This window comes from Cupriavidus agavae, assembly GCF_004217045.1.
Classification (GTDB): Bacteria; Pseudomonadota; Gammaproteobacteria; order Burkholderiales; family Burkholderiaceae; genus Cupriavidus; species Cupriavidus agavae.
Genome location: NZ_SGXM01000003.1, coordinates 232,862 through 257,808, shown reverse-complemented (window position 1 = coordinate 257,808; position 24,947 = coordinate 232,862). Strand labels below are relative to the sequence as shown.

The 24,947-nt window shown below is 66.8% G+C and carries 25 protein-coding genes; 4 read left to right on the top strand and 21 right to left on the bottom strand.

The features are described from left to right. Positions 1-25: 25 nt before the first annotated feature. From EV147_RS15035 to EV147_RS15015, 5 genes are all read right to left on the bottom strand, one after another. Positions 26-1,207, bottom strand: a complete 1,182-nt coding sequence (locus tag EV147_RS15035) for an acetyl-CoA C-acetyltransferase (protein WP_130392011.1) — start codon at positions 1,205-1,207, stop codon at positions 26-28. A gap of 62 nt (positions 1,208-1,269) precedes the next feature. Beyond that, the gene (gene can / locus EV147_RS15030) at positions 1,270-1,941 is read right to left on the bottom strand and encodes a carbonate dehydratase (RefSeq protein WP_130392010.1); all 672 of its coding nucleotides are present in this window, start codon (positions 1,939-1,941) and stop codon (positions 1,270-1,272) included. Continuing rightward, a complete protein-coding gene (aceK, locus tag EV147_RS15025) occupies positions 1,938-3,749 on the bottom strand; it encodes a bifunctional isocitrate dehydrogenase kinase/phosphatase (protein WP_130392009.1) in 1,812 nt (603 codons plus the stop codon). Before aceK ends, can begins: the two co-directional genes overlap by 4 nt. 111 nt (positions 3,750-3,860) lie before the next feature. Beyond that, entirely contained in the window at positions 3,861-5,042 is a 1,182-nt protein-coding gene (locus EV147_RS15020; RefSeq protein ID WP_130392008.1) for an isovaleryl-CoA dehydrogenase, read from the bottom strand. A 92-nt stretch (positions 5,043-5,134) separates the two neighbouring features. Continuing rightward, complete coding sequence (locus tag EV147_RS15015) at positions 5,135-5,557, bottom strand: MerR family transcriptional regulator (RefSeq protein WP_130392007.1); 423 nt, start codon at positions 5,555-5,557, stop codon at positions 5,135-5,137. A 185-nt stretch (positions 5,558-5,742) separates the two neighbouring features. Between EV147_RS15015 and EV147_RS15010 the strand changes: the two genes are divergently transcribed. Next, the gene (locus tag EV147_RS15010; RefSeq protein WP_130392006.1) at positions 5,743-6,819 is read left to right on the top strand and encodes an MBL fold metallo-hydrolase; all 1,077 of its coding nucleotides are present in this window, start codon (positions 5,743-5,745) and stop codon (positions 6,817-6,819) included. Positions 6,820-6,834: 15 nt separating this feature from the next. On the opposite strand, the gene EV147_RS15005 is transcribed toward EV147_RS15010, so the two are convergent. The 5 genes from EV147_RS15005 to argS all read right to left on the bottom strand — a co-directional run bounded on the left by EV147_RS15005 (position 6,835) and on the right by argS (position 11,949). Further along, a complete protein-coding gene (locus EV147_RS15005) occupies positions 6,835-7,665 on the bottom strand; it encodes a helical backbone metal receptor (protein ID WP_130392224.1) in 831 nt (276 codons plus the stop codon). After that, positions 7,665-8,462 carry an SDR family oxidoreductase gene (locus EV147_RS15000; RefSeq protein WP_130392005.1) on the bottom strand — a complete coding sequence of 266 codons (798 nt, stop codon included), beginning with the start codon at positions 8,460-8,462 and terminating at the stop codon, positions 7,665-7,667. Before EV147_RS15000 ends, EV147_RS15005 begins: the two co-directional genes overlap by 1 nt. Before the next feature lie 126 nt (positions 8,463-8,588). Beyond that, complete coding sequence (locus EV147_RS14995) at positions 8,589-9,227, bottom strand: thiol:disulfide interchange protein DsbA/DsbL (RefSeq protein ID WP_130392004.1); 639 nt, start codon at positions 9,225-9,227, stop codon at positions 8,589-8,591. Positions 9,228-9,338: 111 nt separating this feature from the next. After that, on the bottom strand, positions 9,339-10,091 hold the full coding sequence (locus EV147_RS14990; protein WP_130392003.1) for an SPOR domain-containing protein: 753 nt from the start codon (positions 10,089-10,091) through the stop codon (positions 9,339-9,341). Between the two features lie 49 nt (positions 10,092-10,140). Next, positions 10,141-11,949 (bottom strand): arginine--tRNA ligase, encoded by a 1,809-nt coding sequence (argS, locus tag EV147_RS14985; protein ID WP_130392002.1) that lies wholly within the window; start codon positions 11,947-11,949, stop codon positions 10,141-10,143. A gap of 181 nt (positions 11,950-12,130) precedes the next feature. On the opposite strand from argS, the gene EV147_RS14980 reads away from it, so the two are divergent. Further along, positions 12,131-12,451, top strand: a complete 321-nt coding sequence (locus EV147_RS14980; RefSeq protein ID WP_130392001.1) for a DUF1840 domain-containing protein — start codon at positions 12,131-12,133, stop codon at positions 12,449-12,451. Positions 12,452-12,599: 148 nt separating this feature from the next. Here EV147_RS14980 and EV147_RS14975 read toward each other — a convergent pair whose 3' ends face one another. Then, positions 12,600-13,019, bottom strand: coding sequence for a DUF883 family protein (locus EV147_RS14975; RefSeq protein ID WP_130392000.1), 420 nt, complete (start codon positions 13,017-13,019; stop codon positions 12,600-12,602). An 86-nt stretch (positions 13,020-13,105) separates the two neighbouring features. Then, positions 13,106-13,270, bottom strand: coding sequence for a DUF1328 domain-containing protein (locus tag EV147_RS14970; protein ID WP_130391999.1), 165 nt, complete (start codon positions 13,268-13,270; stop codon positions 13,106-13,108). Between the two features lie 281 nt (positions 13,271-13,551). Here EV147_RS14970 and EV147_RS14965 point away from each other — a divergent pair, with 281 nt between their 5' ends. Beyond that, positions 13,552-14,943 carry a sensor histidine kinase gene (locus EV147_RS14965; RefSeq protein WP_130391998.1) on the top strand — a complete coding sequence of 464 codons (1,392 nt, stop codon included), beginning with the start codon at positions 13,552-13,554 and terminating at the stop codon, positions 14,941-14,943. A 104-nt stretch (positions 14,944-15,047) separates the two neighbouring features. Here EV147_RS14965 and EV147_RS14960 read toward each other — a convergent pair whose 3' ends face one another. The 5 genes from EV147_RS14960 to EV147_RS14940 all read right to left on the bottom strand — a co-directional run bounded on the left by EV147_RS14960 (position 15,048) and on the right by EV147_RS14940 (position 20,964). Beyond that, entirely contained in the window at positions 15,048-15,455 is a 408-nt protein-coding gene (locus EV147_RS14960; protein ID WP_130391997.1) for a response regulator, read from the bottom strand. A 57-nt stretch (positions 15,456-15,512) separates the two neighbouring features. Further along, entirely contained in the window at positions 15,513-16,145 is a 633-nt protein-coding gene (locus EV147_RS14955; RefSeq protein WP_061956399.1) for a response regulator, read from the bottom strand. Between the two features lie 285 nt (positions 16,146-16,430). Further along, a complete protein-coding gene (locus EV147_RS14950; RefSeq protein ID WP_130391996.1) occupies positions 16,431-16,811 on the bottom strand; it encodes a hypothetical protein in 381 nt (126 codons plus the stop codon). A gap of 315 nt (positions 16,812-17,126) precedes the next feature. After that, positions 17,127-19,874, bottom strand: a complete 2,748-nt coding sequence (gene metH / locus EV147_RS14945; RefSeq protein WP_130391995.1) for a methionine synthase — start codon at positions 19,872-19,874, stop codon at positions 17,127-17,129. Between the two features lie 34 nt (positions 19,875-19,908). Next, a complete protein-coding gene (locus tag EV147_RS14940) occupies positions 19,909-20,964 on the bottom strand; it encodes a homocysteine S-methyltransferase family protein (RefSeq protein ID WP_130391994.1) in 1,056 nt (351 codons plus the stop codon). A 229-nt stretch (positions 20,965-21,193) separates the two neighbouring features. Here EV147_RS14940 and EV147_RS14935 point away from each other — a divergent pair, with 229 nt between their 5' ends. After that, complete coding sequence (locus tag EV147_RS14935) at positions 21,194-21,586, top strand: rhodanese-like domain-containing protein (RefSeq protein ID WP_130391993.1); 393 nt, start codon at positions 21,194-21,196, stop codon at positions 21,584-21,586. Positions 21,587-21,663: 77 nt separating this feature from the next. Here EV147_RS14935 and EV147_RS14930 read toward each other — a convergent pair whose 3' ends face one another. The 4 genes from EV147_RS14930 to EV147_RS14915 all read right to left on the bottom strand — a co-directional run bounded on the left by EV147_RS14930 (position 21,664) and on the right by EV147_RS14915 (position 24,903). Then, positions 21,664-21,921 carry a BTH_I0359 family protein gene (locus EV147_RS14930; protein WP_061956410.1) on the bottom strand — a complete coding sequence of 86 codons (258 nt, stop codon included), beginning with the start codon at positions 21,919-21,921 and terminating at the stop codon, positions 21,664-21,666. 209 nt (positions 21,922-22,130) lie between these two features. Next, entirely contained in the window at positions 22,131-22,961 is an 831-nt protein-coding gene (gene pcaD, locus EV147_RS14925; RefSeq protein WP_130391992.1) for a 3-oxoadipate enol-lactonase, read from the bottom strand. A gap of 33 nt (positions 22,962-22,994) precedes the next feature. After that, positions 22,995-24,074 carry a DUF3108 domain-containing protein gene (locus EV147_RS14920; RefSeq protein ID WP_328591123.1) on the bottom strand — a complete coding sequence of 360 codons (1,080 nt, stop codon included), beginning with the start codon at positions 24,072-24,074 and terminating at the stop codon, positions 22,995-22,997. Beyond that, entirely contained in the window at positions 24,031-24,903 is an 873-nt protein-coding gene (locus tag EV147_RS14915; RefSeq protein ID WP_130391991.1) for an IclR family transcriptional regulator, read from the bottom strand. The genes EV147_RS14920 and EV147_RS14915 overlap by 44 nt, the downstream gene beginning before the upstream one ends. Positions 24,904-24,947: the final 44 nt, after the last annotated feature.

Sequence of the window (24,947 nt, the reverse complement as noted above, 5' to 3'; positions counted from 1 at the left end):
TGTTATTGTTGGAGACGGGCGGCGCTCAGACGATCTCGATACCGACCGCCGTGGCTTCGCCGCCGCCGATACACAGGCTGGCCACGCCGCGCTTGCCGCCGGTCTTGCGCAGCGCGCCAATCAGCGTGGTCATGATGCGCGCACCCGAGGCGCCGATCGGATGGCCCAGCGCGCAGGCACCGCCGTGGATGTTGACCTTGTCGCGCGGAATCTTCAGGTCGTGCATGGCGGCCATCGGCACCACGGCAAACGCCTCGTTGATCTCGAACAGGTCCACGCTGTCGCTGGTCCAGTCGAGCTTGCGGTACAGCTTGGCGATCGCATCGACCGGCGCGGTGGTGAACCAGCCCGGCGCCTGCGCGTGCGAGGTGTGGCCCAGCATGCGGGCCAGCGGTTGCAGGCCCAGCGCGCGGGCCGTGGACTCGCGCATCATCACCAGCGCGGCCGCGCCGTCATTGATCGACGACGAGGATGCCGCAGTGATCGTGCCGTCCTTCGCAAACGCCGGCTTCAGCGAGGGAATCTTGTCGACCTTGATGCGGCGGGGGCCTTCATCGGTGTCGATCACCGTGTCGCCGCCCTTGCCGGACACCGTCACCGGCACGATCTCCCAGCGGAAATCGCCCTGCTCGGTAGCCTGCTGCGCGCGGCGCACCGACTCCATCGCAAACGCATCCTGCTGTTCGCGCGTGAACTGGTACTTGGCCGCGCACTCCTCGCCGAAGGTGCCCATGGCACGGCCCTTCTCGTAGGCGTCCTCCAGGCCGTCGAGCATCATGTGGTCGTAGATCATGCCGTGGCCGATGCGGTAGCCGCCCCGGCCCTTCGGAATCAGGTAGGGCGCGTTGGTCATGCTTTCCATGCCGCCGGCCACGGCGATGTCGAACGAGCCGGCCAGCAGGCCGTCATGGACGCTCATGGCCGCGCGCATGCCCGACCCGCACATCTTGTTGACCGTGGTGCATGCCACGTCCAGCGGCAGCCCCGCACCGAGCGCCGCCTGGCGCGCCGGCGCCTGGCCCTGCCCGGCCGGCAGCACGCAGCCGAACACGACCTCCTGCACCTGCTCCGGCTTGAGGCCGGCCCGCTCCACGGCCGCGCGAATGGCGGCGGCGCCCAGTTGCGGCGCCGTGAGGCTGCTCAGTTCACTCTGAAACGCGCCCATCGGGGTGCGTGCCGCAGAAACGATGACTACGTGGTCTTGCATGTCTGTCTCCTCGTGAAGCGGGGGGCCGGCCATGGGCGGCACGGCCCGATATCGTCAGTCCGTCAGCGGATCGATGCGTGGGGCGGCTCGCCGTACTGCTGCAGCGCGGCAGCGGTCTGGGCGTGCAGTTCCTCGTTGTTGCTGGCGGCCATGCCCAGGTCGCGCAGCAGGCCGTCCGAGACGCCGTAGATCCAGCCATGCACGGTCAGCTCCTGGCCGCTGGCCCAGGCGTCCTGCAGCACGGTGGTCTGGCAGACGTTGTTGACCTGCTCGATCACGTTCAGCTCGCACAGGCGGGTATGGGCGTCGTCCTCGCGCAGCACCGTGCCGAGGTAGGTGGAATGCTTGTCGGCCACGTCGCGCACATGGCGCAGCCAGTTGTCGGCCAGGCCCACGCGCTCGCGCTTGAGCGCCACCTTGACGCCGCCGCAGCCGTAGTGGCCCACCACGGTGATGTGGCGCACCTTGAGCACTTCCACCGCAAACTGGATCACCGACAGCGCGTTAAGGTCGCTGTGCGCGATCACGTTGGCGATATTGCGATGGACGAACACCTCGCCCGGCGCCAGGCCCAGGATCTGGTTGGCCGGCACGCGCGAATCGGAGCAGCCGATCCATAGGTACTCGGGCGCCTGCTGGTTGGCCAGGCGCGTGAAGAATTCCGGGTCTTCCGCGTTGACGCGGTCTACCCAGTCACGGTTGTTGCGGAACAGCTGGGCGATGGCGTCACTCATGCTGCCCTCCTTGCGTCGTCGGTTGAGGCGCCGCCGTAGCGGTGGATGAAGCGGTCATGCTGTGCATAGGAAAAAAAGTCATGGACATGGCCGGCCTGGAGCCGGTCTTTGTAGTGCTGCCACATGGCAGCGTCAAAGAAATCGGGATGGTGCCGCAGGAACGCGGCGCGCACGCGCGGATCGCCGAGCAGGAACGTGCGATAGGTCTCGGGGAAGATGTCGTGCGGACCGACGGTGTACCACACGTCGCCCGACATTTCTTCTTCCTCGTTGCGCGGTGCCGGCACGCGGCGGATATTGCAGTCGGTCAGGTACTCGATCTCGTCGTAGTCGTAGAACACCACGCGGCCATGGCGCGTGACGCCGAAGTTCTTGTAGAGCATGTCGCCCGGAAAGATGTTCGCGGCGATCAGTTCCTTGACCGCGTCGCCGAACTCGCGCACGCCGTGGTCTACCTGTTCGTCGCTGCCTTCCTGCAGCCAGATGTTCAGCGGCGTCATGCGGCGCTCGATGTAGAGGTGCCGTACCACGATCTCCTCGCTGCCGTCCTTGGCGCGCTGGTATTCGACCATCGACGGCGCGTGCTGTTCCAGCTCGCGCACCAGTGCCTCGTCGAAGCGCGCAAGCGGGAACGCCACGTCCGAATACTCCAGCGTATCGGCCATGCGGCCCACGCGGTCGTGGCGCTTCACGAGCTGGTATTTCGATTCCACCAGCGCGCGCGTGGTTTCCTTGGGAGCCGGGAAGGCGTCGCGGATCACCTTGAACACGTACGGAAAAGACGGCAGCGTGAACACCAGCATCACCAGCCCCTTGATGCCGGGCGCGCTGATGAAGCGGTCCGACGAATGCTGCAGGTGGTGCAGGAAGTCGCGGTAGAACAGGTTTTTGCCCTGCTTCTGCAAACCCAGGCTCGTGTAGATCTCGGCGCGCGACTTGCGCGGCAGCAGGTCGCGCAGGAACGTGACGTAGGCCGACGGAATTTCCATGTCGACCATGAAATAGGCATGGGCGAACGAGAACAGCAGCAGCAGTTGCTCGGCTCGCAGCAGCACGGTGTCGAGCACGAGCCTGCCCGAGGCGCCGTGGATCACCGGGATCACCATCGGCCAGGTCTGGTCGCCGTTCAGGATGCGCCCGATGATGAACGCCGACTTGTTGCGGAAGAACAGCGAAGACAGCGTATGCACCTGGAAGTTGGGTGCAATGCGGAAGTCTCCGGCATGCTCGGCAATCGCCTTCAGCAGGTAGCCCACGTCGCGGGGCAGGTCCTCGAACGGCAGGTCCAGCTCGAAATTCCGCACGATCCGCTCGAAGCACGCCGCCATGCCCTCGCGGCTGCCGGGATAGTAGGCCCGGTAGGTGGGCCGTACCGGCGACTCCTCGTTCTCGATGTACTCGGTCGAAATGGCCGGGCGCACGAAGATGAAATCGTTGTTGAAGTACGAACGGTGCAGTATCCGCGTGCAGACCGAGTTGAAGAACGTCTCGGCCAGTTCGGGCTGGTGGTGGTTGGTCAGCAGGCCGATGTAGTGCAGCTTGATCTGCTGCCAGATCGCGTCGTCGATGTGCCCGGCGTCGTATTGCTCCTGCAGCAATGCCACCGATTCCTGGACGCGCTCGTTGTAGAACGCGATCCGGTCCCGCTGCAGCTGCTGCAGGCCATGCCAGTCGCCCGCCTCGAACCGCGCCTTCGCCGCCACGCTGACCTCGCGGAACAGCCGGTGATGCTTGTCGAACCCGTCCAGCATGGTCCGCGCCACATCGTAGGCAATCTGCGAGGAGAGCAGCTTGGGGAAGTGGGACATGGATCGGCTTTTTCGGAGCAGGAACAGGCGTACGCGTTGCAGGTGAGATTGTACGGGCGTTCGGCACTTACCATTCGGTAACCGTCAGGCAGCGCCGAACGCACGGGGCGATTACATCGTTTCGGCGAACAATTCGCGGCCAATGAGCATGCGGCGGATCTCAGACGTGCCTGCGCCGATCTCGTACAGCTTGGCATCGCGCCACAGCCGCCCCACCGGATACTCGTTGATATAACCGTTGCCGCCCAGGATCTGCACCGATTCGCCGGCCATCCACGTGGCCTTCTCGGCTGTGTACAGGATCACTGCCGCGCAGTCCTTGCGCACCTGGCGCACGTGGCCGCTGCCCAGCGCGTCCAGGTTCTTGCCCACCGTATACAGATAGCTGCGGGCCGCCTGCAGCGTCGTGTACATATCGGCCACCTTGCCCTGAATGAGCTGGAATTCGCCGATGCTCTGGCCAAACTGCTTGCGGTCGTGGATGTATGGCGTGACCACGTCCATGCAGGCCTGCATGATGCCGACCGGGCCGCCCGACAGCACCGCGCGCTCGTAGTCCAGCCCGCTCATCAGCACCTTGGCGCCGCTGTTTTCCGCGCCGAGGATGTTTTCCACGGGCACTTCCACGTCCTGGAACACCAGTTCACCGGTGTGCGAGCCGCGCATGCCGAGCTTGTCGAGCTTCTGCGCCACCGAAAACCCCTTCATGCCCTTCTCGACGATGAACGCGGTCATGCCGCGTGCGCCCAGGTCAGGCTCGGTCTTGGCGTAGACCACCAGCACGTCGCAGTCCGGGCCGTTGGTGATCCACATCTTGGTGCCGTTCAGCACGTAGCGGTCGCCCTTGAAGTCCGCGCGCAGCTTCATGCTGACTACGTCCGACCCGGCGTTCGGCTCGCTCATGGCCAGCGCGCCGATCCACTCGCCCGACACCAGCTTCGGCAGGTACTTCGCTTTCTGGGCGTCGGTGCCGTTGCGGTGGATCTGGTTCACGCACAGGTTCGAATGTGCGCCATAAGACAGTCCGACCGATGCCGATGCGCGGCTGATCTCCTCCATCGCGATCATGTGCGCGAGGTAGCCCATGTTGGCGCCGCCGTATTCTTCAGCCACTGTGATGCCCAGCACGCCAAGGTCGCCCATCTTCTTCCAGGCGTCCATCGGAAACTGGTCGGTGCGGTCGATCTCGCCGGCGCGCGGCGCCAGTTCGGCCTGGGCCCAGTTGCGCACCGATTCGCGCAGCATCTCGATGTCTTCGCCAAGGTCGAATCTGAGGCCGGGAAGTTCGGTCATGGTTGTCTCCTAGTCTGGGCAGGGTTTCCGCTATTTTATTGACGTTTACGTAAACGTCAATTAGGTGGGCTACGCGGTATGGCGGCTACGGCTCACGCGGCCTTGTGGCCGGTGGCGTGGTGCACGGCCAGCAGGTCCTTGCACTGGCGCTCGTGCTGGTCGATCTCGGCAAGTTGGGCCTGCAGGTCTTCCATTTGCCGTTCCAGCGTGCCGCGATGTTGTGACAGCAGGTGCAGGAAACGTTCGAGTTGTGGCGCCGTGTCGCGTGGCGACTCGTACAGATCCAGAATCTCGCGGATCTCGTTGAGAGTGAGCCCTAACCTTTTTCCGCGCAGCGTCAACTTGAGGCGAGTACGCTCGCGGGCGTTGTAGACGCGCTTGCGGCCGCTCGGCCCCTCGCGGTCGGGCGAAAGCAGGCCCTGGTCCTCATAGAACCGGATGGCGCGCGGCGTGACTTCGAACTCGCGCGCAAGCTCGGTGATGGTGTAGGTGGCGGATGATGGCTGTGCCGACATAGGGCGTCCTGCAAAAGTGAACGGTCGTTCGTCCATTCGTTGCGCGATCAAGTTTTTCGTCTAAGATGACGAACGGAGGTCGCGAATTGACGTTAACGTTAGCGTCAACTGCGCCGCCTGACAATCGACATTCGAGAGTGCGCCGGCACCTGGCCGAGCGCGCCGGTTTTTCCGTGAGACATCCCATGAACGCACTCGAACACCAGCTCCAGTACCCGTTTGGCGAAACCATGCCCGCGCCGGGCACGCGCCAGGAAGTGGCCCCCGGCGTCTACTGGCTGCGCATGCCGCTGCCCTTTGCGCTGGATCACATCAACCTGTGGCTGGTGCGCGACCGCCTCGAAGGCCGCGACGGCTGGACCGTGATCGACTGCGGCATCACCAACGACACCATCCAGGCCCACTGGGAGACCATCTTCGCCAACGAACTCGACGGGCTGCCGGTGCTCCGCGTGCTGGTGACCCACTGCCACCCGGACCACGTGGGCCTGGCGCACTGGATCTGCGGCCGCTGGGACGCGCGGCTCTGGATGAGCCTGGGCGACTACATGACCGCCCGCGTGATGGCCGGCGGCTCCGGCGTGGGCTCGAATGCCGGCGGCGATTTCGCGGCGAGCCACTTTGCCCGCCACGGCCTGGCCGACCCCGACAACCTCGAAAAGCTGCGCGCCCGCAAGGCCTACTACCCGTCGCTGGTGCCTGACCTGCCCACGCAGTATCGCCGCCTGATGGACGGCGACACGGTCCATATCGGCACCGACCCGAGCACCTCCGCCTGGCGCGTGATCACCGGTTTCGGCCACGCCCCGGAGCACGTGGCGCTCTACAACGCCGCCACCAACGTGCTGGTGTCCGGTGACATGGTGCTGCCGCGCATTTCCACCAACGTCAGCGTGTTCGACATGGAGCCCGAGGCCAATCCGCTGCAGCTCTACCTCGACTCGCTGGGCAAGTATGACGACCTGCCGGCCGACGTGCTGGTGCTGCCCTCTCACGGCCGCCCGTTCCGCAACATCCACACCCGTATCCGCCAGCTCCATGAGCACCACGTGGACCGCCTGGCCGAGACGCTGGCCGCCTGCGCCGAAAAACCGTGCAATGCGTTCGATATCGTCGGCGTCATCTTCCGCCGGCAGTTCGACATCCACCAGCTCACGTTCGCCATGGGCGAGGCGCTGGCGCACCTGCACGCGCTCTGGCACCGTGGCGAACTGGTGCGGCACGTGGGCGAGGACGGCGTGGTGCGCTTCACCACGGCCTGACCGTCCAGGGGGCGGTCAGATTCCGGCCGCCGCCAGACGCTCCAGATAGCGCACGCCGGCCACCGCCCGGCTGCCGTACCACGACAGCATCTCGCCGTCGACGAGCAGCACCGGCTTGCCGATCTGGCGCTCCAGCGCGTCGGCATGGTCGTCGGTAAAGCGGTATGGTTCGGTCGACAGCAGCACGGCGTCGAGTTCGCGCACCAGCGCATCGCTCCAGCGGAAGGTCGGATACCGCTCGCCCCCGGCGTTCGGCCGGCTGCAGTCGCCGTCCACGCAGGCCACGAGCGCGTCGTCAGGCCAGGTCGACCAGTTCACGAGCGCCAGCATCCGGCTGATGTATGTGGCGCGCGACACCGTCATCCACGGGTCCTGCCAGATCGCGTACAGCACCCGCCGGGCGGGCCAGCGGCGCGCCTGCAGCACATCGAGGGCCGCGCAGAGTTCGGCCGAGAGCCGCGCGGCCTCGTCCTGCCGGCCGAAGATGCCGCCCAGCAGGTCGTACAGCGCGAAGTTGTCCGTCGGCGCGCAGGGATGGGTGACGATCACGTGCGGCACAAAGCCTCGGATCTCGTCCACGGTCTCGCGGCGGTTCTCGTCGATATTGACCACCACGTGCGTCGGCGCCAGTGCGCGCAGCCGGTCGAGCTTCACGTCCTTGGTGCCGCCCACCTTCTCCACCGCGCGCACGGCCGGCTCCGGATGGATGCAGAAGCCCGTGCGCGCCACCGTCCGGCTGCCCAGGCCGAGGTCGAACAACAACTCGGTGATCGACGGCACGAGCGACGCGATCCGGACCTCGCCCGAGGCCGCGCCGTGCTGCTGGCCGAGCGCGTCGGCCCACATCATGCGCCCCTGGATTGCCGGGGCTTGCGCGGCGCGCGGCGGAACAGCGCGTCGTAGAGCCAGAACGGCATCACGTGGAGCACCGACGCCACCACGCCCATCTGCCACGGGATCACCGTGAACCGCGCGCCGCCGGCAATCTTGCGCAGCGCCTTGCGCGCAAAGGCGTCGGCATCCATCAGGAACGGCATCCGGTACGGGTTGTGCTCGGTCATCGGCGTGCGGATATAGCCCGGCGCGATCGTCACCACGCGAATCCGCTCGCGCGACTGCTCCAGCCGCAGGCTTTCCAGCAGCTTGATGACCGCCGATTTCGACGCGCTATACGCCCCGCCGCCCGGCAGGCCCCGCACCCCGGCCACGCTGGCGATACCCACCAGCGTGCCGCGCCACCCGCCGGCGCCCGGCGGCTGCGCGCGCATCGGCGCCAGGAACGGCTGGAACGTGGTCAGCAGCCCGAACCAGTTGGTGTCCATCACGGTGCGGAACAGTTCCAGATCCTCGCGCTCGCTGGCCACGGTACCCACCGAGATGCCGGCGTTGGCGATCACGACGTCTGGACATCCCACGTTGGCCAGAAAATCGGATGCCGCCGCAAGCATCGCATCGGCATCGCGCACATCGACGGCGTACAGGCGGACCGCGCCGGGATTCGGCAGCGTATCGGCAAAGGCCCGCAACGCGTCCTCGCGCCGCCCCACGAGCCCGAGCACGGCGCCCTGCTCCGCGTAGGCGCGCGCCAGCGCCTGCCCGATACCGCTGGACGCGCCGGTGAGAAAGATTTTTTGGTGTCGCATGGGGGGAATATAGCCGAGTCGTGGTCGCTTCCCCGCAAGCGGGAGAGGGGAGCAAACCGTCGGCAAGCGAAAAGCCATAAAAAAACCCGGCGCAAGACGCCGGGCTTTTCATCCACGCAGCGCAGCTCAGAGCTTCTTGCCGCGCACGCCATCCACGAGGAATTCCATCGCCTTGATGGCGCCGGGGATCGTGCCGGCGATCGAGGGCGAAGTTTCGTACTTGCCCTGCACCACCACGGTCGGCACGCCGTCGATCTTGTACGCGTCGGCGATCTTGTTGGCGCGCTGGGCGCTGGTGGTCACCGAGAACGAGTTATAGGTATCGAGCCACTGCTTCTTGTCGATGCCGTTGGCCGCCATGAAATCGGCGATCTCGTCCGAGGTCAGCATGCGCTTGCGCTGCTTGTGGATGGCGTCGAACACCTTGCCGTGCAGGGCGTCGAGCTTGCCCAGCGATTCCAGCGCGTAGTAGATCTTGGTGTGCGGCAGCAGGTCGTCGCGGAAGGCCACCGGCACGCGCTTGAACACCACGTCCTTGCCCTGCTTCTTGACCCAGGCTTCCAGCTCGGGCTCGAAGTCGTAGCAGTGCGGGCAACCGTACCAGAAGAACTCGGTCACCTCGATCTTGCCGGCAGGCACGGCCTGCGGGGCTTTCAGGACCGTGTAGTCCTTGCCTTCGGTCGGCGCGGCCATGGCGGCGGGCGCGGACATCAGCAAGCCGCCCACGGCGGCGGCGGTAGCGATCAATGCGGCGAATTTCTTCATGTTCGAAGGGCCTTACGGGGTTGAACGGGCTGGACAGGCAAAACGGTCAGGCGAATGCGACTCAGACCACGGCGGCGGCGCTTGGTTCACGCCGGCACCGTGGCCGCTGGACTACTGCTTGGTGAAGCGGATCACCGAGGCGTCGAAACCGGACGATTGCAGGCGGTCGCGCACGCGGTTCATGTCCTCGATGCGGTTGAACGGCCCCACCCGAACGCGGTACATCTTGATGCCGTTGACATCGCGGTCCGTCACGCGGGCCTCGAAGCCCTGCATGGCCAGGTTGGCCTTCTGGCGGTCCGCGTCGTCCTGCGAGCGGAACGCGCCAACCTGCAGCAAGTATCCGACCTTGTTGGCATCGGCCTGGGCAATTTCTGCGATCGGGTCGGCCACGGGCTTCTCGGCCGGACGCGCGGCGGGCTTCTCGGCCAGCTTGTCGGCCGGCTTCGTGGTGGCCGCGCCATTGCTGGCGCCGTTCGTGGCGCCCGGCACGTCCGCCGGACGCGTGGTCGCCACCGGCGGCTGGGCCGGCGCCGCCGGCTGCTCGGCCGGGCCCACCGGCTTGGCCGGGGTCTTGCTCCACAGCGGCCGGTTCGGGTCGCTGGGCTCGGTGCCCTGCTGCGGCTGCTGCGTGGGGCTCGGCAGCGCGCTGGCCACGTTGCCGGGCTCGGTCGCGCTCGGCGGCTTGGCGCCGTTGCCGCCCTTCTGCTGGAACGGCGCGGGCGACTTGGTGATGTACAACGCCACGACCACGGCAATGGCCAGGCCGACGATCAGGCCGAGCACCAGGCCCAGGAACGTGCCGCCGCGCTGTGTCAGGCGATGGCGGACGGTGCGCGCGGCGCGCTTGGCTTTGTGTTGCATGAAGTCCTCTTCGGTGATGCCGGGGATTATAGAGCCACCCGCGCCGGTGTCAGGCGGCCGGCTGTTCGCGGTCCATCCGTTGCGGCGCCGATACACCGATCACGGCCAGCCCGTTCTTGAGCACCTGACGGGTGGCGGCCAGCAGCGCCAGGCGGGCGCGCTTGACCTGCTCGTCGTCCACCAGCACGCGGTCGGCGTTGTAGAACGCGTGGAAGTCGCCCGCCAGGTCGCGCAGGTAGAACGCCACGGCGTGCGGCGCCAGTTCGCCGGCGGCGGCCGTCAGCATGTCCGGGAACTCGGCCAGGCGGCGGCCCAGCGCGATGGCCTGGGCGCTCACGTCGGGCGCGGTCACGGCCGCCAGGTCCACGCTGCCCAGTTCGGACAGGCGGGCTTCCCAGCCGGCGCCGCCCCAGGCCTCGAAGATCGAGCAGATGCGGGCGTGGGCGTACTGGACGTAATACACCGGGTTCTCGTCGTTCTGCTTCAGTGCCAGATCGACATCGAACACGAACTCGGTGTCGGCCTTGCGCGACAGCAGGAAGAAGCGCACCGCATCGCGGCCGCGCGTGAAGTGGGCCGGCCAGTCAGCCACGCCGCCTTCCAGGCAGCCGCGGATCGTCTCGCCGCCGCCATTGCTCCATTCGATCAGGTCCCGCACGGTCACGTACGAGCCGGCGCGCTTCGAGATCTTGACCTCCTCGCCGTCCTTCATCACGGTGACCATCTTGTGCAGCACGTAGTCGGGGTAGCCCTGCGGGATGCCGACGTCCAGCCCCTGCAGGCCGGCCCGCACCCGGGCGATCGTGCCGTGGTGGTCGCTGCCCTGCACGTTGATGACCTTGGCGAAGCCGCGCTCCCACTTGGTGGTGTGGTAAGCCACGTCCGGCACGAAGTACGTGTAGGTGCCGTCGGACTTCTTCATGACGCGGTCCTTGTCGTCGCCGTCGTCGGTGGTGCGCAGCCACAGCGCGCCTTCGTTCTCGTAGGTCTTGCCCCTGGCCACCAGCGACTGCACGGCGGCATCGACGCGGCCGTCGCTGTACAGCGACGACTCCAGGTAGTAGCGGTCGAACTTCACGCCAAACGCCTGCAGGTCGATGTCCTGCTCGTTGCGCAGGTAGGTCACCGCGAACTTGCGGATCGACTCGATATCCTCGATGTCGCCCGACGCCGTGACCGGCTCGCCGTCCGAGGCGGCCACGGTCTTGCCGGCCTTGAAGTCGGCGGCGATGTCGGCGATGTAGTCGCCGTTGTAGGCCGACTCCGGCCAGCCGGCGTCGCCGGGCTTCAGGCCGCGCGCGCGGGCCTGGACCGAGATCGCCAGCGTCTGGATCTGCACGCCGGCGTCGTTGTAGTAGAACTCGCGGTGCACCTTCCAGCCCTGCCAGGCCAGCAGGTTGGCCAGCGCGTCGCCAAGCGCCGCCTGGCGGCCGTGGCCCACGTGCAGCGGGCCGGTGGGGTTGGCCGAGACGAACTCCACCAGTACCTGGCCCTGCGCGCCGGCCGCCTGGGCGCCGTAGCGGTCGCCCTCGGCCAGCACCGCGCGCAGCGCCTCGGCGCGCGCCGCCGGCGTCAGGCGCAGGTTGATGAAGCCGGGACCGGCGATCTCCAGCGCCGCCACCAGCACCGCTGCGCGCGGGTCGGCCTGCACCGCATCCACCACCTTCTGCGCCAGTTCGCGCGGGTTGGTCTTGAGCGCCTTGGCCACCTGCATGGCGATGTTGCAGGCCAGGTCGCCGTGGGCGGCCGCCTTGGGGCGCTCGAACGTGACCGCGGGCAGGTTGACGTCGGCCGGGGCCAGCGCACGTACGGCATCGGTGAACGCGGCGGCGAGTTGGGAGGTCTGAACAGGCAGCATGGATATCTTGGCCTCGAGGGCGGAAGCTGCCGGCTTCGGGGTGGCGGCCAAGTGCTGGCCGCGCCGCGCCGCCGGCGGAGCAAATCGGGAAACGCGGAATTTTATCAGGTGCTATGCTGACATCATGCGACGGGTCGTGCGCCTGCGGTGCGCGACCCTGCCACTCGAGAAAGGAAACATCATGCTGATCACCTTCAAATCCCATGCCGCGCAGGACCTGATCATGATGAAGGATCTTGCCGTCACGCTGCTTGGCATCATCGGCAAGCATCTGGGCGAGCGTGGGGTGATCACGTCCGCCGAGATGCCTGCGGCCATCCGCAAGCTCGAAGCCGCGGTGCTGGACGCCAAACGGACCCACCCGGCGGACACGACGGTACACCCCGGCAACCCGGACGAGAAGGAAGAGGAACCGCTGCATCTGGGCCAGCGCGCCTACCCCTTCCTGGACATGCTGCGCGCCTCGCTCAAGGAAAACACCGACGTCCTCTGGGGCGTCTGACCCCACCACCCGCCGCCCACGCAAAAAAGCCCGGACACCTTGGAGGTGCCCGGGCATCCCGGATCAGGGATATATCCGGAAAGGGGGTTGCTGCGGGGTTGACCCCGGGCCCATCCGGGCCCCTGGGTCGAATCGGTGCCTTTGCCGGTTACTCGTCCGAGCGGCGGCCGGCGAGCATCAGCCCGATGCAGGCGCCCACCAGTGCGGCAATGCCGATGGCCTTCATCGGCGATTCGGCCACGCGCTGGCGGCCATGGTCCACGGCCACGCTGGCCTGGTCGCGCGCCCAGTGCATGCCGTCCAGGCTGCGTTCGCGCATGCGCTCGGCCACTTCATGGGCCCGCATGCGCAGGCGGCGGCCGGCGGCCAGGCTCTCGGCCGAGCCTTCGTGCGTGAGCACGTCGATGGTGTTCTGCAGCTGGCTGATCAGCGCCTTGACCTCGTCCGAGGCCGGGCCCATGGCGTCGCGGGTATCGCGGGCAGCATGCTTGATCTGGCGGACGGCCGAGTCGGCGCTGTCATGCAGATGATTGATTTCCTTACGGACCTTGGGATTTTGCGTGAGCATGTATTGACTCCTGTTTCCGGTTGGGGATGATCTTCAGCATGGTGCCCGCCAGCGGCGCCGGCGGGCAGAGAGCCGAATCCTGGCGCTTACCGTCGGCGCACCAGGCCCATCACGAAGGTCACCAGGGCCACCACCAGGAAGATGAAGAACAAGATCTTGGCGATTTCCACAGCGCCGGCGGCGATACCGCCGAAGCCGAAGATGGCCGCCACCAGGGCGACAACGAAAAAGACGAGTGCGTAGTACAGCATGGCCGGTCTCCCGAGGTTAGCGGGCGCCCCGGCTCTCCGGTTTGCCCGGCTTGCGCCACGGTGCGCAAGCTCATAGCCTCATGCTAGGGGCCGCCCCGTTGACCGCACACCGAAACCTGACCGATTCAGATGTCAGCCGAGTCCTACAGCGCACCGGGCCGCGCGCCGGATGCGGCGCCGGGCTCGCCTCGGTACGATTGACCCCGCTCCACCTATGTGATTCCATGGCCGCTCGTGCGCCCCTCTCCGGGCCGGGCGGCGCTCCAACCGGTACTTTCCCGATGGCCAAGCATTCCCTTCTTCTCAGAAACTCCCTGTTGCTGGCCGGGGGCATCGTGCTGACCCTGGCCGTGCTGATTGCGTCCGAAACCGGCAACCTGCGCCTGCGCGAGGGCTACACCGAGGCCATCCGCTCCCAGCAACTGCAGAGCGATCTCGGCGCGCTGGCGGCCGAACTGGTCAACGCCGAGGCTGGCCAGCGCGGCTACCTGCTCACCGGCAAGGACAGCTACCTCGACCCCTACTACAAGGCGCTCCCCCATATCACCGAGCTGATGGGCCGCATCCGCCAGCATTACGCCGAGGACCCCGAGGGTCTGCGGCTGTTTGGCGAGACCTCGCAGTTCGTGACGCGCAAGCTCAGCGAGATGGCGCTGACGCTGGTCTACGGCAAGCGCGACGTCGACGTGGCGCTCGACATGATCCGCACCGATTTCGGCAAGCAGACCATGGAGAGCGCCCGGCGCGGGCTGGAACACCTGCAAGTGCGCGAGTCGGGCACCGTGACCCACAACCTGGAGGCTGCCGAGCATGACCTGCAGCTGTCGCGCTACGGCATCGGCCTGCTGACTGCGATCAACATCCTGCTGCTGGTGACCGTGGGGCTGGGACACCAGCGCCGCATGACGATGGCCGAGGCCGCCCGTACCCAGCTCGAGGAAGAAAGCGCGCGCCTGGACCGCAAGGTGCGCGCGCGCACCCGGCAGCTTTCCGCACTGGCGGCCCACTTGCAGCGCGTGACCGAGGACGAGAAGACGCGGCTGGCGCGGGAACTGCACGACGAACTCGGCGCCATCCTGACCGCCATCAAGCTGGACCTGCACTGGGTCAAGATGCGCGTCCAGGCCACCCACCCCGAGGCGCGCGACAAGATCACGCGCGTGATGCAGCACGCCGACCAGGCGATCCAGATCAAGCGGCGGCTGATAGAAGATCTGCGCCCCACGGTGCTGCTGAACCTGGGGCTGCGCGAGGCCATCGTCCAGCTGGTGGAGGACGTAGGCGCCCGCAACCAGTGGGAGACGCAGCTGGAACTGCCGGAATCGCTGCCGCAGCTACGCGACAACGCCGCGATCGCCATGTACCGCATCGTGCAGGAATCGCTCAACAACGCCAGCAAGTACGCCGAGGCCACCAAGGTCTATGTGGGCCTGGCCTGCACCGAACAGCAGCTCACGCTGACCGTGCGCGACAACGGCCGGGGCATGCCGCCCGATTTCGACGTCAGCACCACGGCCGGCCACCATGGCCTGCTTGGGATGGAACAGCGCGTGCTGGCACTGGGTGGCACGATGCACGTGGATTCGTCGCCCGAGCATGGCGTGTCGATCCGGACCGAAGTGCCGTTGACGACGACGGTGCTGGCGCCTCCGGAGGCGGCGGCAGAGGTATAGGGGGTTGTTTCTGCGCCCCTCTTCCGCTCAGCGGGCGAGGGGTCGGGGGAGAGGAAAGACAGGGAAGACAGGGAAGACAGTCAAAGGCCGAAGCGGGCCCGCCTTCAATCCGCCGAGGTCGCATAATCCTCGATCACCCGGAACACCTGTTCCAGTTCCAGCGACTTGTCGAAGAAATAGTCCGCGCCCGCATCGGTGCACTGGCGACGGTACATCGAGACCTGCGCGTGGTTCGTGTAGACGATGCGGATGCCCGGCAGGCTCGCGCGCTGCATCTCGCGCAGCACGTTGATGCCGTTGCCCTGGCGCAGCTGCAGGTCAACGATCACCACGTCGTAGTTGCCGCGCGAGGCCAGTCCTACCGCCATGCTTTCGGTATCTGCCCAGTCCACCTCCCGCACGAACGGGAAGGCGGTGAGGTATTCCAGCAGCATGCCCCGCAGCACCTCCGAATCCTCGATCAGGAGGACTCGCAGCGAGCGTGGGGAAGAGGCCGTGGCGTGCTCCGGCATGGTGGATGATGCGGGGGTGCGTTATGCGATAGCGGGTCCGGCTTTTGACGGGGATTCCTATTCGACCAGGCCGTTCTTGATGGCGTAGTAGGTCAGGTCGGCGTTGGTCTTCATGCCCATTTTCTCCAGGATGCGCGAGCGGTAGGTGCTCACCGTCTTCACGCTCAGGAACAGTTCGTCGGCGATCACCGAGACCGACTGGCCGCGCGAGAGTTTGCAGAAGATCTGGAACTCGCGCTCGGACAGCGTCTGGTGCACGGGCTGTTCGGTCGGCTTGTCGAGCCCGCCGATCAGCAGGTCGGCCACGGTCGGGCTTACATAGCGGCGGCCCTGCGCCACGGTGCGGATGGCCTTGACGAGATCGTCCGGCGCGGACTCCTTCGTCAGGTAGCCAGAGGCTCCCGCACGGATCAGGTTGATCGCGTACTGGTCTTCCGGGTAAGTGGAAAGGATCAGCACCGGCAGGTTGGGCAGGCGCTGTCGGATCAGTTTCAGCACATCGATGCCATTGCGGTCAGGCATCGAGATGTCGAGTACGAGTACGTCGAACTCGCTGTCGCGCAACTGCGCCATCACTTCATCGCCGCTCGCGGCTTCGCCCGTCACCTTGATGTCGGGCTCCTCTGAAATGAACTGGCGCAGACCGGCGCGCACGATCTCATGATCGTCGGCGATCAAGACGCGAATCATCGGGTGTCTCCACGGTGAGGGGTACGGCCGGGCTGCCGAAGCACGAACCGGGCCGGTTTCCTGCATTGTAGTGCCGGCGCCGCGCGGAAGATGTCGGTGTCAGGCTGACATGGCTGGCGCTGGCGGCCTTGCCGGCCCACGGGCGGGGGGATTCTGCTGCACCGCGTCGACGCCGGGTCGGAAACGACGACGGGCGCCGTCGAGGCGCCCGTCATTGACCGGTCATGGGGTGGGAAGCTGGCAGTCTGGAGGGTCCCGCCGCTCCCCGCCGGCCGGCGGCGTGGCTTACTGGATCCTGGTTCCGGCGTCCGCACCGGCCGAGGCGCCCAGCGCGCTGGTCTTCGCGCCGTCCTTCTTCGACTTCGACTTGCTGGCGTGGCCCTGCCGCGTCTTGCCCGCCTTGTCGGTCTTGTCCGCCTTGTCAGCGTGGGTGGCCGGATCGGCGGCGCCCGGGCTGGCCGGCGTCACCGCCCCGCCTGCAGCGCCGCCCGCGTTGACGCCGGCATTGGCGCCCGCCCCCAGGCTGCCCGACGGCGAAGCCGGCGTGGTGGCCGACAGGCCGCCGCCGGCCTGCGAACCGGCAGTAACACCCGTGCCCTGGGCCATCGCCAGCGACGAGGCGGCGGCGAACGACAGGGCGGACAGCGAGATCAGCAGCTTCTTCATGGATGAGACTCCTTGTCTGGATGCGCCGCGGCGAGTATTCGCCGCGGCATTCACGCGGTGTCACGTGAACTGGAGTCCAGTCTAGGGACGGCTCCCATGCCGGTCTGTGAGCACTTGTAATGCCCTGTAAGCAGTAGTGAAGACATTACGGACATGCGCGGGACGCCATCCACGGGCACCCGCCAGGCCTGCCTCCATCGTCATTCCCTTGGTTTTCAACGTGCCGGGCAGCCTGCGCGGGCAACAAAAAGCCGGGAGGCCACTGGCGAGCGGCGTCCCGGCCATTGCAACTGCTTACAGCTGCGACTTCGGCGCTTACAGGTTGGGCGCCAGCGCCCGCTCCAGCGTGAGGCGGTCCTCACCCCGGCGCGCCACCATGTCGTCAAGCTGGTCCTGGCCGATCTTGCCGACGCTGAAGTACGTCGAGTCCGGATGCGCCAGGTAGAAGCCGCTGACCGAGGCAGCCGGCGTCATCGCCAGCGCCTCGGTAATGCCCATGCCGATATCGGCGGCGTCGAGGTAGTCGAACATCGCCGCCTTGACCGTGTGCTCCGGGCAGGCCGGGTACCCCGGCGCCGGACGGACGCCACGATAGGTCTCGGCGATCAGTTGGTCATTGCTGAGCGTCTCGGCCGCGTCGTAGCCCCACAGGTCCTTGCGCACGCGCTCGTGCAGGCATTCGGCGAACGCCTCGGCCAGCCGGTCAGCCAGCGCCTTGAGCATGATCGCGCTGTAGTCGTCATGGTCGGCCTCGAACTGCGCCTCCTTCTTCTCGACGCCCAGGCCGGCGGTCACGGCGAACAGACCGATATAGTCGGCAATGCCGCTCGACTTCGGCGCGACGAAATCGGCCAGGCAGCGGTTCGGACGCTTCACGCCATCCACCACCGGGCGCTCGCTCTGCTGGCGCAGGTTGTGCCAGGTCAGCGCCACCTTCGTGCGCGACTCGTCGGTGTAGATCTCGATGTCGTCGTCATTGACCATGTTGGCCGGCAGCAGCGCCATCACGCCGTTGGCGGACAGCCAGCGGCCCTGGATCAGCCGGGCCAGCATGCTCTTGCCGTCCGAGTAGACGCGGCGCGCGGACTCTCCCACGATCTCGTCGTTGAGGATGTCCGGGAATTTGCCGGCCAGGTCCCAGGTCTGGAAGAACGGGCCCCAGTCGATGTAGTTGGCCAGTTCGGACAGGTCGTAGTTGCGGAACACGCGGCGCCCGATGAACTTCGGCTTCGGCGGTACGTAGCTGCTCCAGTCCACCGGCGTCTTGTTGGCGCGTGCCTGGGCCAGCGTCACCATCGGCGTGGCCTTCTTGTTGGCATGCTGCAGGCGGATGCGGTCGTAGTCGGACTTCAGCTCGTCCAGGTACTTCGCCGCGCCCTCGTCGGACAGCAGGCTCGACGCCACGCTGACCGAGCGCGAGGCATCGGGCACGTAGACCACCGGACCTTCGTAGTTCGGCGCAATCTTGACCGCCGTGTGCACGCGCGACGTGGTGGCGCCGCCAATCAGCAGCGGGATCTTCTTGATGCGGAAGTAGTCGTCGCGCTGCATCTCGGACGCCACGTAGGCCATTTCCTCCAGCGACGGCGTGATCAGCCCCGACAGGCCCACGATGTCCGCGCCCTCGACCTTGGCGCGCGCCAGGATCTCGTTGCACGGCACCATCACGCCCATGTTGACCACTTCGTAGTTGTTGCACTGGAGCACCACCGACACGATGTTCTTGCCGATGTCGTGCACGTCGCCCTTCACCGTGGCGATCACGATCTTGCCGCGCGCGCGCACGTCGCCGCCGGCCTCGGCCAGCAGGCGCTTCTCTTCCTCGATGTACGGCAGCAGATGCGCCACCGCCTGCTTCATCACCCGGGCGCTCTTGACCACCTGCGGCAGGAACATCTTGCCCGCGCCGAACAGGTCGCCCACCACGTTCATGCCGTCCATCAGCGGGCCCTCGATCACCTCGATCGGGCGGCCGCCGCGCGCCGCCACTTCCTGGCGCACTTCCTCGGTGTCCTCGACGATGAACGTGGTGATGCCATGCACCAGCGCGTGCGTCAGGCGCGCCGACACCGGCACCGGCTGCCCGGGCGTGCCGCGCCAGGCCAGGTTCTCTTCCTTCTTCTGGCCGCCGCCCTTGAACTTGTCGGCGATCTCCAGCAGGCGATCGGTGGCGTCGTCGCGGCGGTTCAGCACCACGTCTTCCACGCGCTCGCGCAGTTCCGGGTCGAGCTGGTCGTACACGCCCAGCTGGCCGGCGTTGACGATGCCCATGTCCATCCCCGCCGCAATGGCGTGGTACAGGAACACCGTGTGGATGGCCTCGCGCACCACGTCGTTGCCGCGGAACGAGAACGACACATTGGACACGCCGCCGCTCACCTTCGCGTACGGCAGGTTCTGCTTGATCCAGCGCGTGGCCTCGATGAAGTCCACGGCATAGTTGTTGTGCTCCTCGATCCCGGTAGCCACCGCGAAGATGTTCGGATCGAAGATGATGTCCTCGGGCGGGAAGCCCACCTCGTTGACCAGGAAGTCGTAGCTGCGCTTGCAGATCTCGGTCTTGCGCGCGAAGGTGTCGGCCTGGCCCTTCTCGTCGAAAGCCATCACCACGCTGGCGGCGCCATAGCGGCGGATCATCGTGGCGTGGTGGCGGAACTGCTCCTCGCCCTCCTTGAGCGAGATCGAGTTCACCACGGCCTTGCCCTGCACGCACTGCAGCCCGGCCTCGATCACCTCCCACTTCGACGAGTCGATCATGATCGGCACGCGGGCGATATCCGGCTCGGAGGCGATCAGGTTCAGGAAGCGCACCATCGCCGCCCTGGAATCGAGCATCGCCTCGTCCATGTTGATGTCGATGATCTGCGCGCCATTCTCGACCTGCTGGCGCGCCACGGCCAGCGCCTCGTCGAACTGGCCGTTCAGGATCATCCGGGCAAACGCCTTGGAACCGGTGACGTTGGTGCGCTCGCCGACATTGACGAACAGCGTGTCGTCATCGATCGTGAACGGCTCCAGGCCGGACAGGCGCATCGGACGCGGGGGCAGGTTTTGCTGGCTCATGATTCTTTTCTCTGGGCTCGGGGCGGGCGATGGGTCAGGCGGCAGCGTCTTCGCTGTAGTTCGCCCACGCACGCGGGGCCTTGTTGGCCACCCGCTTGGCGATGGCCGCGATATGGTCCGGCGTCGTGCCGCAGCAGCCGCCCACCAGGTTCACGAGGCCCGAGGCCGCGAATTCCTCGACCAGCGCCGAGGTGACTTCCGGGGTCTCGTCGAAGCCGGTGTCGCTCATCGGGTTCGGCAGGCCGGCGTTGGGGTAGCACGACACGGCGGCGTCGCAGATCTTGGCCAGTTCGGCCACGTACGGGCGCATCAGCGTGGCGCCCAGCGCGCAGTTCAGGCCGAAGGTAACCGGACGGGCGTGGCGCAGGCTGTTCCAGAACGCCTCGACGGTCTGGCCCGAGAGGATGCGCCCCGAGGCGTCGGTCACGGTGCCCGAGATCATCACGGGCACGCGCTCGCCGGTGTCCTCGAAGAGCTGGTCGATGGCGAACAGCGCGGCCTTGGCGTTGAGCGTGTCGAAGATCGTCTCGACCAGGAACACGTCGGCGCCGCCTTCGAGCAGCGCCTTGCCCTGTTCGTAGTACGAATGGCGCAGTTCCTCGAACGTGACGTTGCGCGCGCCGGGGTCGTTCACGTCCGGGCTGATGCTGGCGGTCTTCGGCGTCGGGCCGAACGCGCCGGCCACGAAGCGCGGCTTCTCGGGCGTGCTGTACTTGTCGCAGGCAAGGCGCGCCAGCCGGGCGGCCTCGACGTTCATCTCGTACGCCAGGTCGGCCATCTTGTAGTCTTCCTGCGCCACGCGCGTGGCGCCGAAGGTGTTGGTCTCGATCAGGTCGGCGCCGGCGGCCAGGTACTGCTCGTGGATCTCGCTGATGACCTCGGGGCGCGTCAGCAGCAACAGCTCGTTGTTGCCCTTGACGTCAATCGGGTGGTCCGCGAAGCGCGTGCCGCGGTACTCGGCCTCGCCCAGCTTGTAGCGCTGGATCATGGTGCCCATCGCGCCGTCGAGAATCAGGATTCGTTCACGGAGCAGCCTGGGAAGGCTGGCGGCCCGGGTATAGGGGCGGGGGACGGACTGGACGGCGCTCATGAAGGCTCTACTCGGGGGTGACCAACGGACGGATAACGGATTAACGGCCGGCTGGCGCACAATTTGGGCAAGATTGCGATTTTATCAGGTAGATCAAGGAATCGCGGGCGCCTCGTCGGCCTGCGTGCGGCGGCGCCCGCGCGGTTGTCAGCGCCGGCGCCCGCGCCTACACTGAGAGACGCATACGCCACCGTACGCCTTCCCGAACGCCCTGACCCCACGCCACGCCATGCAACACCTCACGCCCAGCGACGCCCGCACCCTGCTCGATGCCGAACCCGACGGGCTGTTCATCGACTGCCGCAGCGAAATGGAATACCTGTTCGTCGGCCACCCGCAGGGCGCGCACAACGTGCCCTGGAACGATGGGCCGGACTGGGAGGTCAATCCGCACTTCGTCCAGGCCGTGAAGAAGCTGGCGGGCCACGCCTCGGCGCGGCCCGTGGTGCTGATCTGCCGTAGCGGCAACCGCTCGGCGGCCGCCGCGCGTGCGCTGGAAGGCGCAGGCTTCACCACGGTCTACAACGTCCTGCACGGCTTCGAGGGCGATCTCGACCCCCAGCGCCACCGCAACACGGTCAACGGCTGGCGCCACGACGGCCTGCCCTGGGAACAGTACTGACGGCAAGACCAAATAAAAACGCCCGCGGCAGCGGGCGTCGTCCAGTGGGCCGTGCGCGGTCAACGCATGTCAGGGCATCAATGCATGACCAGCGGGTTGTTCATCACGGTGTCGAACTTGCCGAGAAACTCGTCCACTTCTTCCACGGAAGGCTCTGACTCGATCAGACGGGTCACATCGGCGCGGAAGGTCTCGGCCATATGGCCGCCGAGGAAAATTTCGCGTTTCAGGTTCTTGTCGACGATTTCGTAGCCGCCCGAGGCAAGGGTCGCATGCTCGACATCTGCTCCAAACTCGACAATGCAATAGTTGTCGCTGTTGTAGATCATTTGCATCGCACTACCTCCTGGCGTATGGTTGGCGCCGCGTTCCAGCCGGAACCGGCGCGATTTCCTCTCCAAGCTGAGGGTAGCGGTCCGTAATTCAAGTTCTGGGACCCGCCTCGTGCCTGCTGTTCTTGCTGCCCTCATACTGTTGGGCATCGGCGCGATCTGCAAGTTTCTTGAGCGCCGGGCATTACTGTGTTGCGAACCACACCGTTGCGTTACGGAATATCACACTGGCCGCCACATGCCGCGTGACCCAGGAAGCTGTCGAGCGCCGCGTGGAACCGTTCCGGCTGCTCGATGAAGGACAGATGCGCGGCATCCGGCAGCACCTCCAGCTTGGCACCATGAATCTTGCCGGCAATGGATTGGGCCATCGATACCGGCGCGCCTTCGTCCTTGTCTCCCACCACCACCAGCGTCGGACACTGGATCCGGCCGATGGCTTCGGCCAGGTCGAATGCGACGATGGCCTGCGCCACGCCCACGAATCCATGCACCGGCGTACCGCGCAGCATCTCGCCAATGCGCTCCACCTGGTCCGGATGGGCCTCCCGGTAAGCCGGCGTCAGCCACCGTTCCAGCGTGGTATCGCGCATGCCCTGCATGCCGTGCGCTTCCGCCTGGCCGATGCGGTTGGCCCACATCGGATGGGCCGACATCGGCGTATGGTCGATCGTGTCGACCAGCGTCAGCGACAGCAGCCGTCCCGCGTGCCGCACGCCCAGCGTCTGGGCCACCATGCCGCCCACCGATACGCCGCAGACATGCGCCTGGCCGATATCGAGGGCGTCCATGGCTGCGATCACATCATCTGCCAGCCGCGCCATGGTGTAGGCGCCCACCGGTGCATCGCTGCCGCCATGGCCGCGCAGGTCGATCCGCAGCACGCGATAGCGCGGCGCCAGATGGCGGGCCGTCTCGTCCCACATCGACAGGTTGGCCCCGAGCGCATGGACCAGCACCACCCAGGGGCCGTCGCGTCCGTCGATGGCAATTTGAAGACCGATGTCGCCGGCCTGGATTCGCTGCAAAACTGTGTCAGGCATGTTGCAGTTTCCCGTGTTGTCACGGCAGTCACGTCACCGCCCTTCACTACTACGATAGACGAGATCGATTTGTGTGCCATCGGGTTCCGTCTGACGCAAGCGCGCGGGCATCCAGTCGAGCGACGGTGCGAGCCAGATTTCCACGCGCCGCTGGTCTCCCGGGTGCCGGGGCAGGCGCACGAAGTGGCGTGTACGCACCATCCCGGTGCCGATATCGATGTTTTCCTCGCCCACGTACTGCACCTGCATCGGCTCGACTTCCGTTGTATCTGCCACACTGAACGACTCCGTAGCGCCAGGCGTGACGTAGCGTTGCGGGTCGCCGCGTGCCCATCCCACCAGTTGCAGGAACACGCTGAAGCGGTCCTGGAAGTTTGCCGGCATCGGCGCCTGTCCACCACGCGTTTCAAACACCACCATGTTCGCGGCATGGTCGAAGCGGGCCACCGCGCGCTTGTTGCGGCGCGCCTCCTCATAGCGCGTGGGCTGCAGGCCGCGCTCGGTCATGTTGCCCTGGCTTTCGAACACGAAGCGGAACCACAGTACGCGGGTCTCGACGGCCAGCCGGTATTGGCGGCCGTCCTGCTCCCAGCGGATGATGCCGTCGGGGTTCTGCACGCCATTGACGAAGCTCGCGTAGCGCAGCGTCACCGAAGGCGGCGCGGCATAGCGTGGCGCGGGCGCCGCCGGTGCCTCGGCCGGTGCGGCAGGGGCGCCCTTGGCACCCTCCGCCGTGCTGCCGGCACCGCCCGCGCCGGCATGGGCCGTGGTGTCGCCGCCGGGCGAGGTGGCCAGCGCCGGCGCGTCGGGTTCCGGTTGCGGGGCGGGTGTCGGGCTGGGCGGGGCCGGGCGCGCCTGCGGGGGCACGCGCGGTCGGGCCGGAGGGGCCGGGGGTGCCGGAGGCGGCAGCAGGATCGCTTCGAGCGCCGGAATCTGCTTCAGGTCCGGCAAGCTGGGAACCGGCATGCGCAGCAGGCCGAACAGCAGCACCACATGTGCCACCGCCACCACCACGAGCACCGCCAGCCAGCGGCGCAGGCGCGAGGCCCCGCGCGTGCGGGAGCCTGGCTTACGAGGGTTGGCCGTCCTGTCCGGCCGCTTGGCTGTGGCCACGGTAACCGAGTTCCGTCGAAATCTGCCGCGCGAGGTCGCGCACACGCCGATCCACCGCACCGCCCCATTCTGCATCGAATACGCTTTGCGCGCCGAGCACGATCAGCGCCATCGACAGATGTCCGTTGGCGTCGAACACCGGCGTGGAGATCGCGTTGATGCCCGGCAGCACGCCGCCGCGCGTGCGCGCCGCGCCGCGCTGGCGCACCTCGGCGCAGATCGCGTCGTATTCGGCCAGCGTCGCCGGCATGTCGGGCAGCGCCACGTCGCCGCGCGTGGCCAGTTCGCGCTCGATCAGCGGCAGCGTCTGGCGGCGCGACAGGTACGCGCCGTAGAGCCGCCCCGTGGCCGAGTTCAGCAGCGGCATCACATCGCCAAGCCGCAGGCTCACGCTGACCGGGTGGCTCGATTCCTCCCAGTGGACGATGGTCGGCCCATGGTTGCCCCAGACGGCGATGCCGGCGGTCTGGTCGATTTCGTCGCGCAACTGCGAGAGCACGGGCCGTGCCTTGCGCACCGGATCGAGCCGGTTCAGGCCGGCCAGCCCCAGTTCGAGCGCAAACGGGCCAAGGTCGTAGCGCTGGCTGGCCGCATCCTGCGTCACTGCGCCCAGCCGCTGGAAGCTCACCAGATAGCGGTGCGCCTTGGCCGGGTTCATATCGGCGGCGGCGGCCAGGTCGCGCAGCATCATCGCGCGCGGCGACGCCGCCAGCGCCTGCAACAGCCGGAAGCCAACCTCGATGGATTGGATGCCGGCGCGCTTCGCGTCGTCGCGGGCGTCGTCGTCAGGGGTATCGTCAGGGGCAGCGTGGCCGTCCACAACCGTCATGCGAACTCTTCAGGTGAAAAAATGGCGAAAGTACGAGCACCTAG